Genomic DNA, 21,909 nt, shown 5'->3' on the forward strand with positions numbered 1-21,909 from the left:
TTGTATATGAACGTATTATTCTTTTTAACTCCAAAAACAGATGTGGCATATGTATACGAAGATGATTCAATAAGACAAGTTATGGAAAAAATGGATTATTACAAATATTCAGCAGTTCCTATACTAAGTCAAGATGGAAAATACAAAGGAACAATAACAGAAGGTGATATCCTTTGGAAAATAAAAAAAGATGGTAAATTTGATATAAAAGCTATGGAAGAAATTTCTGTAATGAGCATAGATAGAAGAGTTGAAAATTTAACAGTAAATATTAATAAAAATATAGAAGACCTTATATTAAAACTTTTAAATCAAAACTTTATACCAGTTGTAGATGACGATGATGTATTTATAGGGATTGTCAAAAGAAGAGATATAATAGAATATTATTTTAAAAATTCTAAAATAGATTATGAAGATGAATTATCTTAAATTAAATAATTAAATAAGTTAAAATTATTAGATAGAGCTTCAAGCTCTATTTTTTTATTACAAAAATATATCATACATATAATAAATAAAAAATAAAAATCTAAAAATAAATAAATAAAGTTTATAATATGAATCTGTTAAAGACTATACATTCTCAATTAAATACGCTAATGAAAAATAATGATATACTATATATAGAATAAAAGTTTAAAAGTATGATATAATAATGTAAAATAAAGTTTTAAATGGAGGGTAAAATGAAAAAAATAGACAACATATCTGATAATGAGTTATATGAAAAAATGGATTACTTAAAGCTACTTTCAAAGCTTTATCCTAATATATCAAAGGCTAGTACAGAAATAATTAATTTAGAAGCGATTCTAAACCTTCCTAAAGGAACAGAACACTTTATCACAGATATACATGGAGAATATGAACCTTTTGTCCATGTTCTGAAAAACGGTTCTGGTGTAATAAAGAGAAAAATAGATGAATTATTTGATGGAGATTTAATGGAGTCTGAAAAGAAAAAATTAGCGACATTAGTATATTATCCAGAGCAAAAACTAGAATATATAGAAAAAAATGTAGAAAATATAGATGATTTCTATAGAATAAATATGTATAGACTTATAAAATTATGTAAATATGCTTCTAGCAAATATACAAGATCAAAAGTAAGAAAACTACTTCCAGATGATTTCAAATATATAATAGAAGAATTATTGCATGAACATATGAACAGTGAACATAAAGAAAAATATTATAAAAGTATAATAGAAACAATAATAGAAACAGATAGAGCAAAAGATTTTATAATAGCTATATCAGAATTAATACAAAAATTAGTTGTTGATAGATTGCATATAATAGGTGATATATATGATAGAGGTCCAAGACCAGATATTATAGTAGATAAATTGATGCAACATCATTGTGTGGATATTCAATGGGGAAATCATGATATTTTATGGATGGGAGCAGCTTCAGGAGAAAAAACTTGTGTTGCAAATGCTCTTAGAATATCAGCGAGATATGCAAATTTAGATGTAGTTGAAGATATATACGGAATAAATTTACTACCTTTAGCAACTTTTGCAATAGAAACATATGGAGATGATCCATGTCTTGAATTTATGCCAAAAATAAATGATAGTGAAGTGTCTACAACAGAAAAAACATTAATGGCAAAAATGCATAAAGCTATAAGTATTATACAATTTAAGTTAGAGGGAGAAGTAATTAAAAGAAGACCTGAATTTGAAATGAATCACAGACTATTATTAAATATGATAGATTATGAAAAAGGAACAATAAATTTAAAAGGAAAAGAATATAAATTAAAAGATACAAACTTTCCTACAATAGACCCTAAAAATCCATATAAATTAACTGATAAAGAAAAAGATGTTATAGAAAAGGTTACAAGATCATTTAGGACTAGTGATAAACTGCAAAGACATGTAGAATTTTTATTCTCTAAAGGGAGTATTTTCCTAAAAGTAAACTCAAATCTTCTTATACATGCTTGTATCCCAATAGATAAAAATGGTAATTTTATGTCTATGAAATTAAAAGGAAAAGAATATTCTGGAAAAGAACTTATGATACAAATGGAAAATATAGCTAGGGAAGGATTTATATCTAAAGATTCAGATAAGGATAAACAATATGGTCAAGATATAATGTGGTATATGTGGACTGGAAAATGCTCATCTTTATTTGGAAAATACGATATGACAACATTTGAAAGATATTTTATAGCAGAGAAAGAAACTCATGTTGAAGAAAAAAATATGTACTATACATTGAGAGAAGATGAAGAAATTTGCAAAAAGATTTTTGATGAATTTGATTTAGATATAAAGGATTCACATATAATAAATGGTCATGTACCTGTCAAATCAAAAAGTGGAGAAAGTCCAATAAAAGCAAATGGGAAAATACTTGTAATAGATGGAGGTTTTTCAAAAGCTTATCAAAATAAAACAGGTATTGCAGGATATACTTTAATCTATAATTCAAAGACAATGCAACTTGTATCGCATCAACCATTTAGTTCTATGGAAGAAGCAATTTGTGATGAAAATGATATAATATCAACTACTGTTGTAGTAGAGCATAAAACAGAAAGAAAGTTAGTAAAAGATACTGATGAAGGTAAAAGAATGCAAAATGAAATATATGAGCTAAAAATGTTACTTAAAGCGTATCAAAAAGGTTTAATAAAACAAAAATATAATGTATAATAAATAAAGTAGACGTATAGAAAAATTATTATACATTAAATGAAGAAATACAATTTTCAAAAGCTAACTTAGTAGAATAAAAAATATTTATATAGTTAATTTCTATTTTTATATAGTTTTAAACTATGATAAAAGTATAGATTATATGTTAAAATTTTAATGTAATAAAATAACAAGTAAATATTAAATATTTCAGGAGGATTCTATTAATGAGAAAAAAATTATTAGCTCTAACATTGGCTCTATGTTTAGCAATAGGAGTTGTTGGATGTTCGAATAATAATTCAGCATCTAGTAATGATGATTTTAAAGTAGGAATAGTAACACCAACACTTTCAGTAAGTGAAGATGAATATCGTGGTGCAGAAGAAATGGTTAAAAAGTACAAAGGTCGTGTAGAACATGTTACATTACCAGAAAACTTTAATACAGAAATGGAAACAGCTATAAGTCAGATAGTAAGTTTAGCTGATGACGAACAAATAAAAGCAATTGTTGTGGTTTCAGGTCAATCAGGACTTTTACCAGCTCTACAGCAAGTTAAAGAAAAAAGACCAGATATAATAACAATAACAGCTCCAATATGGGATGACCCAGACATGATGAGCAAATATGTAGATGTAAATCTTGATGCAAACTGGGCAAAAAGAGGAGAAACAATTGTAACTTTAGCTAAAAAAATGGGATGTAAAACATTTATACATTATTCTTTCCCAACACATCTTTCAAAAGAATCAGTAGCTGTAAGAAGAGATAAAATGAGAGAAACTTGTAAAAGAGAAGGGTTAAAATTTGTGGAAGTTATAACTCCAGACCCTCAAACAGGTCAAGGACCAGCAGCAATGCAACAATTTTTAAGTGAAGATATTCCAAGACAGATAGAAAAATATGGACCTAATACAAATATATTTGGCTCTAATTGTGGAATGTATGAAGTTATATTAGGTAAAGCTTTAGAACTTAAATATTGTGTAGCTGAACAATGTTGTCCAACTCCAACACAAGCATATCCAACAGTATTAAATCTTGAAATAGCAGATAAAGATTCTCAAAACTATGATAAAATGAATAAAATGATATCTGAAAAAGTAGATGCAAAAGGTATGAAGGGTAGATTAGGTGGATGGCCTATGCCTATGACTGTATTTTTACCTGAGTATGCAACAGAATTAGCTATGGAAATGGTATCAAAAGGATTAACAAAAGAAGATGTTGCAAATTCAGAATATCTTAAAAAATTTGCTAAAGATAAATTTGGTATAGATACTCAATTTGAAAAATTAAAAGATAATACAGATAACTACCAAGTAATGGTAATGGATCAGATAGTATATTAATAAAATAAAAATAGGAAAAGCCCAAGAAGTATTTTTCTTGGGTTTTTTAAATTATAAAACTAAATTTTAATAAATATAAGAATAATAAAAGGAGCATTTATGATAAAGACAGTTAATCTTAGTAAGCAATTTTCTGGTATTTATGCATTTAAAAATGTAAATTTTCATTTAAAAAAAGGCGAAATACATGGAATTGTAGGAGCAAATGGATCTGGAAAAAGTACTTTTCTAAATGTATTATTCCAAGATAAAAATATATACAAAACAGGAGGATATGAAGGAAAAATAATATTTGATGGAAAAGAAATAGATATTAATACTACAAAAGAAGCAATAGAACTCGGTATGGGAAAAGTTTATCAAGAATTTGCCCTTGTAAATAATTTAGATATTGCATCAAATATAAAGATAAATAGTAATAATTTTTTAGGTGTAAAAGATAAAAATACAAAAAAAGATTTTTTGTATATAGATAAAGAAAAGAATGAGAAAGAAGCTAGAGAAGTATTAAAAGAAATGGGAATAGATATAGATGTAAATATGTCTATAAAAAATTTAAATGTAAGTTTAAAACAATTTATAGAAATAGCTAGAGAAGTTAGTAATAGAAATTTAAAAGTATTATTCTTAGATGAACCTACTGCATCTTTAAATAAAGAAGACACTGAAATGTTTATGAAAATAATAAAATCTTTAAAAGACAAAGGAATTTCTATAATATTTATATCTCATAGACTTGATGAAGTTGTAGAACTTTGCGATGAGGTAACAATTTTTAGAGATGGTGAAGTTGTTGCTAATTATCAAAAAAAAGATTTTGATGTAGAAAAAATAGCTATAGATATGATTGGTAAAAAAGTAAATAAAACAGTAAATAAAGATAGACAGACTAATTTAAAATCTGAAAATATTTTAGAACTTAAAAATATATCTGTTCTAGGTAAAAATAATGGTATTTCAAATGTTGATATGGAAATCAAAAAAGGTGAAATCCTAGGGATAACAAGTCTTGCAGGTCATGGACATACAGACATTTCATATGCTGTTATGGGAATTTATAAAACTAGTGGAGAGATAATTTATAAAGGGGAAAATATAACTAACACAAAAACAGATAAAATAATAGAAAATGGAATTATAATGGTTCCTGATGAAAGGAAAGAAAGAGGACTTTTACTTGAAAGTGATGTTACTGATAATATAATTTTTACATCTTGTTACAGTAAAGGTAAATTTTTAAAATATCCAAAATTAAAAGGTCTTTCAATATTAGATAAAAAAGCGATAAAATCTACAGTAAAAGAGTCTATAAAAGAATATAATATAAAATGCAGTTCTTCAAGTCAAAAGGTAAGAGAACTTAGTGGAGGAAACCAACAAAAAATTTGTATAGCAAGGTCTGTAATAACAGAACCACAGGTATTATTTGTAAGTGAGCCTACTAGAGGGATTGATATATTTTCAAAAGAAATAATACTAGATACTTTAGTAAAGATAAATAAACAAAAAAATACAACTATAGTAATGGCATCTAGTGAGATAGAAGAATTAAAAAGAATTTGTGACAGAGTAATAGTAATGTATGAAGGTAAGATATTTGATATACTATCTCCAGAAGAAGATGATGAAGTATATAGTCTTGCAATATCAGGGAAAAGGAGAAAAAAATATGAATAAATTTAAAAATATAAAACTTCCCAAAATGAAAGCTCCTCAAATAATAATAACTGTATATCTTTTATTTATGCTTTTATTTATATCAAAAATAAATATATCAGTTCCATCAATTTTTAATGATTCTCTTATAAAGTTTGGAATGAATTTTATATTAGTCCTTTCATTAATTCCTATGCTTAAATGCGGAATTGGAATGAATTTTGGTATGGCTATAGGTATAATAGCAGGACTTATAGGAATGTGTATATCTATTGAATTTAAAGTTGCAGGAGTAGCAGGTTTTATGCTTGCGATTATAGTTACTATATTTATAGGAATAATATTTGGATTTTTGTATTCTAAAATATTAAATAGACTAAAAGGAAAAGAAGATGTAATAGGAATGTTTTGTGGATATTCATTTGTATTTATAATGAATATATTCTGGACAATAGCTCCTTTTAAAAATAGAATGATGCTTTATCCTATAGGAGGACAAGGTCTTAGACCTAAAATTTCTCTGGAATTATTTTATGATAAAATCTTAGATAATTTCCTAAAAATAAAAATTGGAGATATCGTAATACCTCTAGGATTACTTATTTTTGTTGCTGTAATAACAGCTTTTGTAATGTTCTATTTCAAGACTAAATCTGGAAAAACTATGGAAGTTATATCAGAAAATGAAAAATTTGCTGAATTATCTGGTGTAAATATAAATAAATATAGAACTATAGCAATTATACTTTCAACAGTAATTGCAGGAATAGGTATATGTGTCTATACTCAAAGTTATGGGTTTGTACAATTATATGATTCTCCACTTAGTTTTTCATTCTCTGCAATATCAGCAATTTTAATAGGTGGTGCATCTAGAAAAGAAACAAAAGTAATACATGCTATAATAGGTACATATTTATTCCAAACAACTTATTTACTATCTATACCGATAGCAAATTCTTTACTTATGCCAGAACTTGCAGAAACATTAAGAATGATTGTTAGTAATGGAATAATACTTTATGCATTTATATGTGAAGGAGGAGAAAAGGGATTATGGAAAAAGAAAAAATAAAATCATTTATAAAAACAAACATAGTGCCTATAATATTTATAATAATGTGTATTTCTATGATTATGATTTCTGGAGTAGGCCTTAATTTTTTAGCAAATGAACTTTATAGAAGAATAATTAGAAATACTATTATGATAATAGCTCTTTTAATACCTATAATGGCAGGAATGGGAATAAATTTTTCTATAATAATCGGTGCTCTTTGCACACATTTTGCAGCAATAATAATAATTGATAGACAGATAGATGGAGCGATTGGAGTTATTTCTGTATTTGTACTAGCTCAGATTATAGCTTTTATATGTGGAAATATAATTGGATATATACTTAATAAAGCAAAAGGAAGGGAAATGATAACTAGTATAGTAATAGGACTATTAGGAACTAGTATATATACACTAGTGTTTTTAGCAGGATATGGGACTATAATAAAACCACATAATCCAAGCATAATGTTATCAACAGGTATAGGCGTTCAAACTATGATAGACCTTATGCCATTAAAAGAAGTTATAGTAGAAAATCCATATATACCGATAGTATTTATAGTAGTTGCGACATTTATAACTAAATATCTTATGGGAACACAATTTGGAGTTAAGTTAAAAGCAATTGGCGATAATATGAATAATGCTTATTCTTTGGGTATAGACGTCGATAAAATGAGAAGATATGCAATAGTGGTATCTACAATGTTAGCATCTGCTAGTCAAATGATGTTCATTTTAAATATAGGAAGTATAAATGTTTATACAGGCCACCTAAATGTAGATGTATTTGCTTGTGCATCTATACTTGCTGGTGGTGCAACTTTAAACAAAGCTAGTTTAAAAAATGTATTTTTAGGAGTAATTTTATTCCATACTATGTTTATAGTATCTCCAATGGCAGGAAAGGTATTGTTTAGCAATGTAGCTATAGGAGAATATTTTAGAAGTTTTGTTGCATATTCTACTATAATAATATCTTTAATGATAAATATTTATAACGAAAAAGAAGAGGAACTCTCTTAATATATACTAAAAGTCATAGGAAAATTTCTTAAAGTTATATTGAATTTATATTCAACTACGATTTTCTATGACTTTATTTTTTTATAAAAGTAATATAAAATATAAAAATAAAATAAAAATAAACTAAATACATTTTTAAATTATAGTTAAAAAGAGTTATTTAATAGAGATTAATATATACTCTTATGAAAATGTAAGATTAGTGATATAATTATATATATTAATGATAAATTGGAGGGACTATGAAAAAATATACACTTATATCGCCATGTTTTTTTGGAATGGAAAAAATGTTGGCAACAGAAATTAAAAATTTAGGGTTTGAAATAGAAAAAACTGAAGACGGTAGAGTTACATATAAAACTGATGAATACGGAATTGCAAAAGCTAATATGTGGCTTAGATGTGCAGAAAGAGTAAATTTAAAAGTAGCAGAATTTGAAGCAAGAACATTTGATGAGCTTTATGAAAATACAAAAAGAATAAATTGGGCAAAATATATACCATATGGAGCACAATTCCCTGTATCAAGAGCATCATCTATAAAATCAAAACTACACAGTACACCAGATGTACAGTCGATAGTAAAAAAAGCAATAGTTGATAAATTAAAAAGATCTTATCTTGAAGATGGAAGATTAAAAGAAGATAAAGAAAAATATCCTATTTATGTTTTCATACACAAAGATAAAGTTACTTTATCAATAGACACTACAGGAGATGCACTTCATAAAAGGGGATATAGAGAAAAAGCAAATAAAGCTCCAATAAGAGAAACACTTGCAGCAGGAATAATGTATTTAACTCCTTGGAGACCGGGAAGAACTTTAGTAGATCCTATGTGTGGTTCAGGAACAATACTTATTGAAGCTGCAATGATGGGATTAAATATGGCTCCAGGACTTAATAGAGAATTTATATCTGAAAAATGGAGATCTATAGATAAAAAAATATGGTGGGATACTAGAAGAGAAGCATTTGATCTAATGAATGAAGATTTAGATTTTAAAATATACGGATATGATATAGATCCTGAAAGTATAGAAATAGCAAAGGAAAATGCAGAAATAGCAGGAGTAGCTGATTATATAGAATTTAATGTTGCAGATGCTACTGAATTCAAAAGCGAAGAAGAATACGGATTTATAGTAACAAATCCACCTTATGGAGAAAGACTTGAAAGTCAAGATACAGTAAAACTTCTTTACAAAGAATTAGGCTATGCATTTAGAAGATTAAAAAATTGGTCTTATTATTTAATTACTTCTTTTGAAGAATTTGAATATGAATTTGGTCAGCAAGCTACTAAAAAAAGAAAACTTTATAATGGGATGTTAAAAACATATCTTTATCAGTATCCAGGTCCAAAACCACCTAGAAAAGAGAAAATTGACGAAAAATAAGGGGGTATTAGATGAAGAAAATAATTAAACTTATACTACCATTATTATTTATATTGATAATGACAACTGGATGTAGTACAAGTACAAAATCTCCAGAAAAATTACTTACAAAACCAAATTATAATGAAGAAAAAGCCCTTTTAAATACAGGAATATCAAAAATTCTTTATCAAAATGTTAATCTTGTATTTCCAGAAAATGTAAAAGAAACTGGAAAAATAAATTATGTAGATTTAGATGAAGATGGAAAAAATGAAATAGTTGCTTTCCAAAAGAAAGAAAAAATAAACTCTGATAGCAAAGTTGGTTTTTTAGTTCTTAAAGAAGAAAATGACAGTTATTCTTTTTTAGAAGATGGTATGATTCTTGAAAAAGGCGATAAAATAGAATATGCAGATTTTTATGATTTAGATATAGATGGACATAAAGAAATAATAATGCAGTATAAAAATCCAGAAGGAATATCTAAAATAAAGGTATATTCATTTAAAAATAATAAAGTAGAACTTAAATATCGGCTTAATGATGTATTTAATAAAAATACCGTAATTGAAAAAGGTGAAGATAATACAAATACAGTACAAGGTATTGAAAATAAAAAAATAAAAATAAGCTATATAGATGAAGATAATAGTCTAGATATGGTTATTTTAGGATACAATCCGAATAATAGAGATTTAAAAGTAAGTTTACTTAAGTTTAATAAAGAAAATGTTGTAGTTAAAGATGTAAAAACTATAACAGATGTAAATGGAATTTCGGAGGCGTATTTATCTGTTGGAAATATATCTAGTCAAGAAAAAGGTCTAATTTTAGATTTACCAATAGGAAAAGAAGGTATTGTCGGTACAGAAGTATTGATGATAAAGGATAGTAAATTTATAACTGTAGCAAGTTGTAAATCTCCAAATATGCAAAAAGCATACTATGTTCCTATATCAGATATAAATAATGACAATATAATAGATATACCATCTATATCAGCTAACAGTTCTTCATTTATAGATAAAGCATATGCATATATAACTTACTATCAATGGGATGGAAAACTTAATAATGATTCTAATATGTATGTAATTGCACAAAGATATTACAACTATCAATATAATTTTAAATTCTGTATTCCTAAAAATTTATATACTGTACTTAGTACAGAACAAAGATATGAAAGTGATAAAGTAATTATCAAATTTAAAATAACTGATAAAAATACAGGAAAATCAAACGTTATGTTTACTATAGTAGTTAAACCCAAAGTTGGAAATATAGATGATAAACAAGGATTAAATAAAGCAAAAACACCAATACAAATATTAGATAATGAAGATTATATATATTATATGCTAGTAAATGATAAAAAACTAATGAAAAAATATAATGTAAACGAATCAGACTTAAAAAAATGTTTTTCAAGTGCATATGAAAAATAAATATAAAGAAAGGAGTATAAATTGATGAAAGAAAAGATACTAGTTCTTGAAGATGAAATAGGTATAAGAAGTTTTGTTAGCATAAATTTAAAAAGAGAAGGTTATGAAATAATAGAGGCAGGAACGGGACAAGAAGCAATAGAAAAAATAGATTCTGAAGATGATATAACAATAGCTTTATTAGATGTGATGTTACCCGATATGAGTGGAATAGAAGTTTGCAAATATATAAGAGCAAAATACGATAAAGTTGGGATAATAATGCTTACAGCAAAATCACAGGAAGAAGATAAAATAGAAGGATTTATGGCAGGTGCAGATGATTATATAGTAAAACCATTTAGTATAAAAGAATTAATGGTGAGGGTATCAGCACTTATAAGAAGAGTTAAAAAAGAAAGTAATGCATTTAAAAATGCTGCAATAGATTTAGATCCATTTTTATTAGATGTAGATAAAAGAAAACTATACAAAAATGGAGAAGAAATAGAATTAACTCCTACTGAATTTTCTATTGTAAAATATTTAATGTCAAATGCAAAACAGTCTTTAAGTAGAGAAAAAATACTTGAAGAAGTATGGGGAACAAACTATTTATACGATTTTAAAATAGTCGATGTAAATATAAGAAGAATAAGAAATAAGATAGAAGATGATCCTTCAAAACCTAAGTATATACAAACTATTTGGGGATATGGTTATTGTTTTAGAAAGGAAGACTAAATGTTACACTTTGAAGGTTTAAGAAAAAAAATAATTAAAAATTATTTTGTAATAATTATAATAGTAGTAGCACTTTTTGAAGGTCTATTCATGTCTTATGTACAAAATTATTATTATAATTCTGTAAGACAAACTTTAGAATCTAGAGTAGAATATATAAATGGCTCATATAATACTGTTTCGATGGAATCTGTATCTTTCGAAGATAAAGTAAATAGTATTTATGAAAAGCAGATGAATGATAAAAATACAAAATATGGAATATCGATAATAGACAACGATAAAAATATGATTTTAGATCAATACGGATTTAAAACTTGTAAAAAAATGAATTTTGTCGATGTCAATAGAGCTTTAGAAAATGGTAAAAATTTAACTCCATATACATATAAAATTTCTTCTACAGATGAGCATGTAATGAGTATTTCTGTTCCTATAAAAGTAAATAACATTGTTGAAGGTGCTGTTAGATATACTGTATCATTAGATGCTGTGGATAGAGAAATAATAAAACTTATGGCATGGCTTGTTGTTATGGGTGTAATAATATTAATTATAGCAATAGCAATTAGTTTAAAATTTGCAGAAAGTTTAATAACACCTCTTACAGAATTAAAGAAATTTGCAAATGAATTATCTTGTGGAAATTACAATGTTAAAATAGAAAGCAATAAAATTGTAGATGATGAAATTGGAGAGTTGGCGGAAACATTTGAAAAAATGGCTATAGAAATAGATAAAAATGAAAAATTAAAAAATGAGTTTATATCGTCTGTTTCTCATGAACTTAGAACACCACTTACATCTATAAAAGGTTGGAGTGAGACTTTAGGTTATGAGGGAATAAGCAAGGATGAGTTAGATATGGGACTTGGAATAATTCAAGATGAAACAGAAAGACTTATAAACTTAGTTGAAGAATTATTAGATTTCTCAAGACTGTCATCTCAAAGAATAAAACTTGTAATAAACTCTGTGGATATAGAAAATTTAGTTATAGGAGTTGTAAATCAATTAAAAGTAAAAGCAGCAGAAAAAAATATTAGACTTTTATTCGAATTTGAGTCAGATAATATTAAAAATATTCAAGGTGATAAAAATAGATTAAGACAAGTTTTAATAAACTTAGTACAAAATTCACTGAAATTCACTGATTTTGAAGGGTTTGTAAAAATAACAGTAAGTCAAGATAGTGAAATGACAGTAATATCTGTTACTGATAATGGTTCGGGAATAGATAGTGAAAACTTAGAAAGAGTATTTGATAAATTCTTCCAAGAAGATTACAATAAGGCAGGAAGTGGTTTAGGTCTTGCTATAAGTAATGAAATAGTAAAATTACATGGAGGAAGTATGAGTATAGAAAGTAAAAAGAACGTAGGAACTTCTATAACATTTACTCTAAAAAATAAATTAACAAAAAGTTAGTATATAAAATGAAAAGAAAAGACTATTTTTAAGATAAGTCTTTTCTTTTTTTATTGATAAATAAAGTGGTTGGATTGTAAAATTTGTGTTATTATAAAAGGTACTGAGGGTGTATGCAGATAAAATTTATAAAATAAAAAATATTAACGGAATTGTAAACAATCTTATTTATTAAAATATGGAATGTAAAAATAAATTGAGTTATAATAAGAGTGTGAATTTATTTTGATTTAAATTTTACCTAGTATGTCAGAATGTGATAAAAATTTTATGAGAGGAAGTGTATATGGTGCAAGATAAAGAAATAAAAAATATTTCAAAACAAAAAATAGCCATAATAATAGCTGCAATAGTAGCTATAATATACATAGGTTTATCAGTATTCTTTACCAATCATTTTTATTTTGGAACTAAAATAAATGGAGAAAGTTGCTCAGGAAAAACGGTACAAGAAGTGGAAGATATATTCGGAAAAGTTTCTAGTGATTACAAACTTACAATGACAGATAAAAGAAATAATAAGTTTAGTATATCAGCAAAAGATATAGATTTTACTTTCCATGATAATGGGCAGATACAAAAAATAAAAGATAGCCAAAGTTCTTTTGGTTGGATAGTTGGAATATTTAAAGATAAAAATTACAATATAGATATTGTTAAATACAATGAAGCAAAATTAAAAGATAAATATAATTCATTTAAATTATTTGATAAAAACTATGTTATAGAACCAAAAAGTGCATACCCTGAATACAGTAGAAAAACAAATTCTTATGAAATAAGACCAGAAGTATACGGTAATAAAGTAAAAAAAGAAGAATTATATAAAGAAATAAAAAAATCTATATCAACAGGAAATCAAGCTATAAATGTTGCTGATTTTTATGAACAGCCAAAAAATAAAGAAGATAATTCAGATTTAGCTAAAGCTGTAGAAAAATTAAATAAAAAAGTAAAAATGAAAGTTACTTATGATTTTGAAGATAGAAAAGAAGTATTTTCAGGATATGAAATAGCACAGCTTTTAAAATGTGATACAGAAGGAAAATATGATATAAGCATAGATAGAGATAGAATGATAGAGCTTTTAAGAGGATTAAGTAGACAATATAGTACTTATGGAGATCCAAGAAAATTCAAAGCATCTTCAGGAAAAGAAATAACTATCTATGGTGGTTCTTATGGATGGTTAATAGATAAAGAAAAAGAAGCAGATGAACTTACAAAAGTATTAGAAGCAGGTAAAAGTGTAACAAGAGAACCTGTGTATTCTCAAAAAGCACTTTATCGTACAAAAGATGATATAGGAAAAACTTATGTTGAAATAAGCTTAGGTGGACAGTATTTATGGTACTATAGAGATGGAAAATTAGTGACTAGTTTCCCTGTTGTAACAGGTAATGTTAGTAAAGGACATGGTACTCCTGGAGGAATATATCCTTTAAATTATAAAACTAGAAATACTTATTTAACAGGACGGAATTATAGATCACATGTAAATTACTGGATGCCGTTTAATGGAAATATAGGATTACATGATGCTACATGGAGAGGATCTTTCGGTGGTGGAATATATAGAAGTAGTGGATCACATGGATGTGTAAACTGCCCTTATGGAGGAGCTGCTACTGTATATCAAACTATTGAACCTGGAACACCAATAATTTTATATTAGATTATAAAAATAATGAAAAGAGCAGAAATCTGCTCTTTTTTTTATTAAATTCATTACAAAGAACATAAATATTGATTAAAAACTATTTGATAGCTTATAATAAAAATACAAATTACAAGATTATTTTAAAAAATCAAAAAATTTCAAAATTGTTACTATCATATACATAGAATAGTATGTTAAAATAAATTAATAAAAAGTATTATATGGAGGTGACCTATATGAAAAAGAACTATAGAGAAGAAATTAACTTTGTAGATTATGAGTCTAAACAAGATAGAAAAAAAGATCCAGCTATAGATTATAGCTATGAGAATAAAGGAAGTATTTTTTCAAAATATATGAAATCGATGAGTGAAAAAAAGATTAAAGAAAAAGGTCACTTAGAAAAAAGAAAAAATTACAATAAAAATACACAATATAATATAAAAGAAAACTACGATAAAAACTATAAAGAAACAATAGATGAAAATGAAGTACATAGAAACAATACTAATAACACAAATATTGATAATAATCTTGATAAACTCAATCCTATTAGAGATTGGGTTGTTAAAAATACAGGATTGAATCCAGATGAAGCTATAGATGCTATAAAAAAGGAATACGATAACATAAAAGAAAGTATTAATGAATCTAATCAAAATAATAAAAATATGAATAAAAAACTATTACAAAATATGAATGAAAAATATTCTAATAGTAAAAATAGTAGAAATAATAATTATAAAAATTATAAAAAAGATAAAAAAGAAAATAAATCAGTATTTTCAAAAATATTTAAAGTAATAGCAATAATAATATCTATTAATATAGTCATCAATATTGTTGCAGCAATAACATCACTAATATTTTTTGATAGACAAGATGAAGATAGTAATAATGTAAGTGAAAAAGTAGAGTATGAAGAACCTTATATAGATTACTCTGAATATAAAAAAGTAGTTCCATTAAAATATTTAGTTCCAAAGGAAAAAGTAAGTAAAATAGAAAAAGAAGATATTGTTGTTGGAAAAGATATACCTGCGGGAGAGTACATTTTTGTCAAAAATGAAGGTAATTTTTCATCTAGTATAGATATAATAAGAAAAGAAGATAAAGAAAAGATATTTGAGCCAGTGAATAGAAATTATTATGTTACATTATATAATGGAGATAATGTAAAAATTAAAAATGGAATATTGTACAAATCAAATGAAGTTGAATTGGATATGGAAAATGATGATAATAAAAAATCTGGTACATATAGATTAGGTAAAGATTTAAGTGAAACTTTTGTTATAGAAGGAAATAATAGAACATACTATTCAATATTAGATGAAAAAGGAAAGATAATAAAAAATGGATTTTTAAAAAATAAAAAAGTTAGAATAGATAAACAAGTTATAAATGAAGAGTTAGATGAAGGAGAAGTTGAAAAATACATCTATATAAATAATGGTATAGTCTTAACTGAATAAAATTTAGAATATAATGTCATAGAAAAGAGGTAATATTTTATTACCTCTTTTTTTACAATTAATTATAAAGAAAGATAATTTTTATTTGAAAATGCACTTATTAATTTCCAAGCATATTCTGAATTTCTTTGGAATGTATCAGAGTCCATTCCAAAATTTTTAGGCATATTTGAAAGATAAGGTTTAAATCCGAATTGCGAATAAATATTTAAAGCTTTATAGCTAGAAATTTGAGATGTCAAATATATGTAATTTGACGAATATAAACTATTGAATAAATCAAGAGCAGTTGATACAAGGGATTTTCCAAGTCCAATATTTTGATATTTTTTAGAAACAGCAACCCAATGTATTCTCTGCATCGTTTTTCCAAAATGATTACCGTCCCAAATAGAAGCAGTCGCTACGTTTTTACCATTTCCATCTTGAATAAAGAAACATTTTTTATATACATCTTCACTACCATTTAAAAAAGTATTAGAAAAACAGATTAAAGCATCTTCTATTGTATTAAATTGTTTTAACTCTGTTTGTATTCTCGCCCAATCATATTCATAACCATTTTTGTACATAACAATAGAAAAACCTTTAGGAAGAGGATACTTTTTGTAATCTTTAGGATTGCTATTTTCCATAATTACCTTAATATCCTTTAAATTATTAAAATCTATATAAGGATAGTCATAAGGAAATAAATTATAAAAATTGTTTTTAAAAACGTCTATTTTCTCTAAATCATTTTTATCTAATTTATCAAATAAATTTGCTCCAATCAATATATCACTCCTTATTAAAAAATAAAATTTATTTTAAATTATATCATATTAAAAATTTATTGTTAATATTTAAAATATTATGGAGATAAAATGAAATTTTCACTAGAAAAAATGTATATATTAATGTTATACTATCTACTATGTTTAAAATTTAAATATGATAATTAATTAGAGTTTAAGGGGGGAACATAGATTGAATAAAACAAAAGAACTTACACAGGCATCATTATTAACAGCAATATTTATTGTTGTAACTATAATATCTGTTGGAAGTGGAATAGGATATGGAGTTTACTTAGATTATATTGTTCCATTATTTTATTTTATAATATATTTAAAATGTGGTTCAAAATATACTTTACTATCTGCTATATCAGGATTAACTATAGTATTTGCAATACTTGGAAATCCTGGAACAGCGATATGGGCAAGCCAAGGTATTATACTTGGAATAATGTGTGGAATACTTTCTGAGAAAAAAACAACTATAATTGATGATTTACTTTTAGGTACTGTTATAGGGACAATAATAATTATATTTGTAGATATATATGCTTCTAAATTGATAGGATATAGTTTTATAACTGATTTTAAAGAAACTACTTCATATATGGCAAAAATGATTATGAAAAATGTTCCTGAATTTAACAAATATCCAGCAGAATTTATAAAAAGTTATTTTGAAACAGTATTTTATCTTTCAATAACATTGATACCTCTTGGAACAGTTGTTGGAGTATATATAGTTGGCTTATTTGTAGGAAATAGAATAAATGTATTAAAAGGTGAATCTAAGAAAAAATACGATATGATTAGACATTTTAGAACTTATTCTAGATTAGTTTATTGTTCTAGAAATCTATTTTATATAATGACAATATATGCTATGACATTTATGCTATTAAATAAATATAAAATAAGTACAAATATTGCATATATAGACACTATAATGCACTGTTTCTTCTACACAAGTATGTATTTTTTAATAAGAGATTCTATAGCAGGAATACAAGGATATATGCTTATGAGAGGTAAAAGTATGTCTAACGTACGATTATTTACTATAGTATACTTATTTATACTATTATCTTATTTCTGGATAGCTTCTGCAATTTCCATATTATTCTTTATGACATTGGATTCTAAATATGGACTTAGGGAAGAGTATATTAAAAAAATTGATATGCTATTGACAAAATAGTTAAAAACAAATATATTATAGATGTATATGTAAAAAGTGATATAAAATATTTAAACTAATTTATAAAAACTATGAAGAAAAGAGTAGGATTTATATAAATTTACAGAGAGCCTCAGGTTGCTGAAATGAGGTAATTTATTTTATCTGAAGTACATTTTGGAGTTGCATATCTGAAGATAGTAGGATATGACGTTTTGCATACGTTATAATGCAGTGTATTTAATTGACACAATGAGTCGAATTACTGTGAAGTATTCGTAAAATTAAGGTGGTAACACGAGAGATATCTCCCGTCCTTTTTATTAGGGCGGGAGTTTTTTTATTAAAATTTAGGAGGTAAAATTATGAGCATATCTAAATTATCTGTAGATGAACAGATGAAAATAGTAATGAAGGGTGTAGATAGTCTAATAGATGAAAAAGACCTTAAAGAAAAATTATCAAAAGCACAGAAAGAGAACAAACCACTTACAATAAAACTTGGTCTTGATCCAAGTGCACCAGATATACATCTAGGTCATACTGTTGTTCTTAGAAAAATGAAACAACTTCAGGACTTAGGTCATCAGATAGTAATAATAATAGGAGATTTTACTGGTAAAATAGGAGATCCAACTGGTAAATCAAAAACTAGAAAAGCATTAACAACTGAACAAGTATTAGAAAATGCAAAAACTTATCAAGAACAGATATTTAAAGTTTTAGATAAAGAAAAAACTATAGTTAGATATAATAGTGAATGGTTAGGAAAATTAAACTTTGAAGAAGTAATAAAATTAGCAGCTACAATAACAGTTGCAAGAATGTTAGAAAGAGAAGATTTCAAAAAAAGATATGAAGGTCAAATGCCAATATCAGTACATGAATTCTTCTACCCATTAATGCAGGCTTATGACTCTATAGCAATAGATTCTGATATAGAACTTGGTGGTACAGATCAAAGATTTAATCTTTTAATGGGAAGATCTTTACAAAGAGAATTTGGAAAAGAATCACAGGTAGTAATAATGATGCCTCTATTAGAAGGTCTTGATGGAGTAAACAAAATGTCTAAATCATTAGGAAACTACATAGGTATAGATGAAGAAGCTGGACTTATGTACCAAAAAGCTATGGAAATTCCTGATGAATTAATAATAAAATACTATAATTTAGTTACAGATGTACATCCTGATGTAGTAGCTGAAATAGAAGAAAAAATGGAAAATGGAGCAAATCCTAGAGATATAAAAATGGGATTAGCTAAAGAAATAGTAACTTTATATCATGGAGAAGAAAAAGCACAGGAAGCAGAAAATAGATTCAAAAGTGTATTCCAAAAAGGTAATATACCAGATGATATATTAACTGTTGAAGTAGATGCAGAAAACCTTGATATTGCAGGAATAGCTGTTGAAAATAAATTAGTTCCAAGTAAAAGTGAAATAAGAAGACTTGCTAAACAGGGTGGAGTGAAAGTTAACGGAGAAAAAATTAATGACTTAAATTCTGTTGAAGCAGCTGAAGAACTAGTAATACAGATAGGTAAAAAGAAATTTATAAAAATAGTAGTAAAATAATTTAAAACTATCTATATAATATAGGAAAGATTATTATAAGTAGTCTTATAATTCTATAGTAAATAATAAAAAGGGCTAAACTAAATTCTATTAGTTTAACCCTTTTTAGTTATATATTGTTATTTATTTGTTGGAGTAAGTAAATAAATTCCATTATTTTTTATTTTTTCTAATAAATCACTATTTTTTAAGAATTTTTCGTTTATATTAATATTTTCAAATTTATATATTCTAGAAATTATTTCAGCTAAATTAGCAGAAAAATCAAGTGGTGATTCAAATAACTCTTCATTTTCTACAAAGTATTTTGTAAGTTCTTTTCTAGTACCTAAATCAGAAAGATAAAGAAGTTTTAATTCTCTTCTACTTATATTCTCATTTATATTTCCATAAGCAAGTTTTATCTCTTCACTAGGAATACTAAGGAATATATCATTATAAAGAGAATCATTTTTTATTATACTGTAATTGAAGTTAGAAATATTTTTGTCTGCAAATAAATTATTATTAAAAATAATACATGATAATAAATATTTATCAAATAAATTTGGATATTCTTCTGAATTTTCTATAACAAAATTCTCTATCTCTTTTAAATAATCTAAGTAGACTCTTTTTAATAAGTCTTGTTTAGTTTTAAAATAATATGTAAAATTACCTAAAGTTATATTAGTATTATCACAAATTTCCTGTATAGTCGTTTTTGAATATCCTTTAAGGTAGAATAATTTTTTAGATTCTTCTACTATATAGTTGCAAGTGTTAAGTCCTTTTTTATATCTGTTCATAAAAATCCTCCTAAAGATTTAATAATATCGCTTATTAAATTATTAATTTTTTAACTGTTCTCATTATAACAGAGGGATATGAAATTAAATAGAAAAAACTATAAAAAAACAGTGACTTCAAATATCTAAAAATTTAAATTAAATTCTTTTATAAAAAGCATAAAAGTAAAATAAAATTACAAAATATATTTACAAAAAATTTTTTTTATATTAAATTAGATATTAAGACTGTTATGAATTTGAGAAAATGGAGGGATATTTTTGAAAAAACACATTGGTGAAATAGGTCTTTTTATAGTCGCAATTATATGGGGAGGCGGTTTTGTTGCAACACAAGCTGCGTTAGATGGTGGTCTTACAACTTCACAAATAATGACTTTAAGATTTTTTATATCAGCAGTATTGTTAAATATGATATTTTTCAAACAAATAAAAAACAATATTACAAGAGGAACTATTAAAGTAGGAATTATATTAGGAGTATGTTTATTTTTAGGATTCTTTTTACAAACACTAGGTCTAAATTATACTACGCCATCTAAAAATGCTTTTATAACATCAGTAAATGTAGTTATAGTTCCTTTTATAGGGTTAGCTCTTTATAAAAGAAAACTGGATAAGTTTGGAGTGGCAAGTAGTTTTTTAGCTATAATAGGAATCGCAGTTTTATCTCTTAGTGCAGATTTTACTATCAATTTTGGTGATGTTCTTACATTATTATGTGCATTTGGATTTGCATTTCAGATTTTCTTTACGAGCGAATTTGTAAAAAATCATAATCCTATTGTTCTTACTGCTATTCAGTTTGATGTAGCATTTATTTTATCTTTTATAGTTCAAATCATTATAGGAGAGGCTAGATTAAATGCAGAATTATCAGGTTATATGGGAATAATATATTTATCTTTATTTAGTACAACAATTTGTTTCTTATTACAGACAATCTGTTCAAAAATGGTCGATGGAACAAGAGTTGCAATAATACTTTCTACAGAAGCAGTGTTTGGTACTATTTTATCTATAATAATATTAGGAGAACCTGTAACAGTAAGAATGATTGTAGGGAGTATAATAATATTTATGTCGGTAATAACAGCTGAAACAAAATTATCATTTATACCTTTTTTTAAAAATATAGAAAAAAAATAAATTTCTTTGTTTAAAGGTATATTTCGAGGGTATATATAAGAACATAGTAATAAAAAAATAAAAAAAGATTGATTTAATTAAAGTCTATTACAACATATTTTAAACATCTTAATTGAGAAAAAATAAAAAAAATAAAAAAAGATGTTTAGAAAAGATAAAGCAGGGTATATATATAATATACGAGATGTAATTTTCAAGTAAAAATCAATTAAATAAGAATAAAATAAAAAATTAAAATTTATGGAGGATTAAGATTATGAAAAAATGGGTTTGTACAGTATGTGGATATATACATGAAGGAGAAACTGCACCAGAAGAATGTCCAGTATGTAAAGTTGGAGCAGATAAATTTGAAGAAATGGCTGGAGATAGAGTTTGGGCTGACGAACATAGAATAGGTGTTGCTAAAGGTGTAGATGAAGAAGTAGTAGAAGGATTAAGAGCAAACTTCACTGGAGAATGTACAGAAGTAGGAATGTACTTAGCAATGTCAAGACAGGCAGATAGAGAAGGATATCCAGAAGTAGCAGAAGCTTACAAAAGAATAGCATT

The 21,909-nt window shown here is 25.7% G+C and carries 18 protein-coding genes and 1 other annotated feature; of the genes, 16 read left to right on the forward strand and 2 right to left on the reverse strand.

What is annotated here, in order from left to right; all coding sequences use genetic code 11:
* The first annotated feature begins 6 nt into the window (after positions 1-6).
* The 12 genes from Q1J78_RS04720 to Q1J78_RS04775 all read left to right on the forward strand — a co-directional run bounded on the left by Q1J78_RS04720 (position 7) and on the right by Q1J78_RS04775 (position 15,884).
* Entirely contained in the window at positions 7-432 is a 426-nt protein-coding gene (locus tag Q1J78_RS04720; protein WP_300279398.1) for a CBS domain-containing protein, read from the forward strand.
* 257 nt (positions 433-689) lie between these two features.
* The gene (locus Q1J78_RS04725) at positions 690-2,684 is read left to right on the forward strand and encodes a fructose-1,6-bisphosphatase (RefSeq protein WP_330683216.1); all 1,995 of its coding nucleotides are present in this window, start codon (positions 690-692) and stop codon (positions 2,682-2,684) included.
* 209 nt (positions 2,685-2,893) lie between these two features.
* A complete protein-coding gene (locus tag Q1J78_RS04730) occupies positions 2,894-4,021 on the forward strand; it encodes a DUF3798 domain-containing protein (RefSeq protein WP_300279350.1) in 1,128 nt (375 codons plus the stop codon).
* Between the two features lie 99 nt (positions 4,022-4,120).
* Positions 4,121-5,698 (forward strand): sugar ABC transporter ATP-binding protein, encoded by a 1,578-nt coding sequence (locus tag Q1J78_RS04735; protein ID WP_300279353.1) that lies wholly within the window; start codon positions 4,121-4,123, stop codon positions 5,696-5,698.
* Positions 5,691-6,752, forward strand: a complete 1,062-nt coding sequence (locus Q1J78_RS04740; protein ID WP_300279356.1) for an ABC transporter permease subunit — start codon at positions 5,691-5,693, stop codon at positions 6,750-6,752. Before Q1J78_RS04735 ends, Q1J78_RS04740 begins: the two co-directional genes overlap by 8 nt.
* On the forward strand, positions 6,734-7,765 hold the full coding sequence (locus Q1J78_RS04745; protein WP_300279359.1) for an ABC transporter permease subunit: 1,032 nt from the start codon (positions 6,734-6,736) through the stop codon (positions 7,763-7,765). The genes Q1J78_RS04740 and Q1J78_RS04745 overlap by 19 nt, the downstream gene beginning before the upstream one ends.
* 242 nt (positions 7,766-8,007) lie before the next feature.
* The gene (locus tag Q1J78_RS04750) at positions 8,008-9,168 is read left to right on the forward strand and encodes a THUMP domain-containing class I SAM-dependent RNA methyltransferase (protein ID WP_300279362.1); all 1,161 of its coding nucleotides are present in this window, start codon (positions 8,008-8,010) and stop codon (positions 9,166-9,168) included.
* Positions 9,169-9,179: 11 nt separating this feature from the next.
* The gene (locus tag Q1J78_RS04755; protein ID WP_300279365.1) at positions 9,180-10,598 is read left to right on the forward strand and encodes a hypothetical protein; all 1,419 of its coding nucleotides are present in this window, start codon (positions 9,180-9,182) and stop codon (positions 10,596-10,598) included.
* 24 nt (positions 10,599-10,622) lie between these two features.
* Positions 10,623-11,321, forward strand: a complete 699-nt coding sequence (gene walR, locus Q1J78_RS04760) for a cell wall metabolism DNA-binding response regulator WalR (RefSeq protein ID WP_300279368.1) — start codon at positions 10,623-10,625, stop codon at positions 11,319-11,321.
* Positions 11,322-12,749, forward strand: coding sequence for a HAMP domain-containing sensor histidine kinase (locus Q1J78_RS04765; RefSeq protein ID WP_300279371.1), 1,428 nt, complete (start codon positions 11,322-11,324; stop codon positions 12,747-12,749).
* A gap of 286 nt (positions 12,750-13,035) precedes the next feature.
* Positions 13,036-14,424, forward strand: coding sequence for a L,D-transpeptidase family protein (locus Q1J78_RS04770; RefSeq protein ID WP_300279374.1), 1,389 nt, complete (start codon positions 13,036-13,038; stop codon positions 14,422-14,424).
* Positions 14,425-14,645: 221 nt separating this feature from the next.
* Positions 14,646-15,884 (forward strand): hypothetical protein, encoded by a 1,239-nt coding sequence (locus tag Q1J78_RS04775; RefSeq protein WP_300279377.1) that lies wholly within the window; start codon positions 14,646-14,648, stop codon positions 15,882-15,884.
* Between the two features lie 62 nt (positions 15,885-15,946).
* Here Q1J78_RS04775 and Q1J78_RS04780 read toward each other — a convergent pair whose 3' ends face one another.
* Positions 15,947-16,660 (reverse strand): GNAT family N-acetyltransferase, encoded by a 714-nt coding sequence (locus Q1J78_RS04780; RefSeq protein WP_300279380.1) that lies wholly within the window; start codon positions 16,658-16,660, stop codon positions 15,947-15,949.
* A gap of 193 nt (positions 16,661-16,853) precedes the next feature.
* Between Q1J78_RS04780 and Q1J78_RS04785 the strand changes: the two genes are divergently transcribed.
* Both Q1J78_RS04785 and tyrS read left to right on the forward strand, forming a co-directional pair.
* A complete protein-coding gene (locus Q1J78_RS04785; protein ID WP_300279383.1) occupies positions 16,854-17,861 on the forward strand; it encodes a YybS family protein in 1,008 nt (335 codons plus the stop codon).
* Positions 17,862-17,923: 62 nt separating this feature from the next.
* Positions 17,924-18,162 (forward strand) — a binding site (T-box leader).
* 43 nt (positions 18,163-18,205) lie between these two features.
* On the forward strand, positions 18,206-19,420 hold the full coding sequence (gene tyrS, locus Q1J78_RS04790; protein ID WP_300279386.1) for a tyrosine--tRNA ligase: 1,215 nt from the start codon (positions 18,206-18,208) through the stop codon (positions 19,418-19,420).
* A 119-nt stretch (positions 19,421-19,539) separates the two neighbouring features.
* Here the strand turns inward: tyrS and Q1J78_RS04795 are convergent, their stop codons facing one another.
* Positions 19,540-20,208 carry a TetR/AcrR family transcriptional regulator gene (locus Q1J78_RS04795; protein WP_300279389.1) on the reverse strand — a complete coding sequence of 223 codons (669 nt, stop codon included), beginning with the start codon at positions 20,206-20,208 and terminating at the stop codon, positions 19,540-19,542.
* A 261-nt stretch (positions 20,209-20,469) separates the two neighbouring features.
* Here Q1J78_RS04795 and Q1J78_RS04800 point away from each other — a divergent pair, with 261 nt between their 5' ends.
* Positions 20,470-21,357, forward strand: a complete 888-nt coding sequence (locus Q1J78_RS04800; RefSeq protein ID WP_300279393.1) for a DMT family transporter — start codon at positions 20,470-20,472, stop codon at positions 21,355-21,357.
* 256 nt (positions 21,358-21,613) lie between these two features.
* A partial coding sequence (locus Q1J78_RS04805) for a rubredoxin-like domain-containing protein (protein WP_300279396.1) occupies positions 21,614-21,909 on the forward strand: 296 nt, incomplete at its 3' end.

The organism is Peptacetobacter sp., from assembly GCF_029264495.1.
Classification (GTDB): Bacteria; Bacillota; Clostridia; order Peptostreptococcales; family Peptostreptococcaceae; genus Peptacetobacter.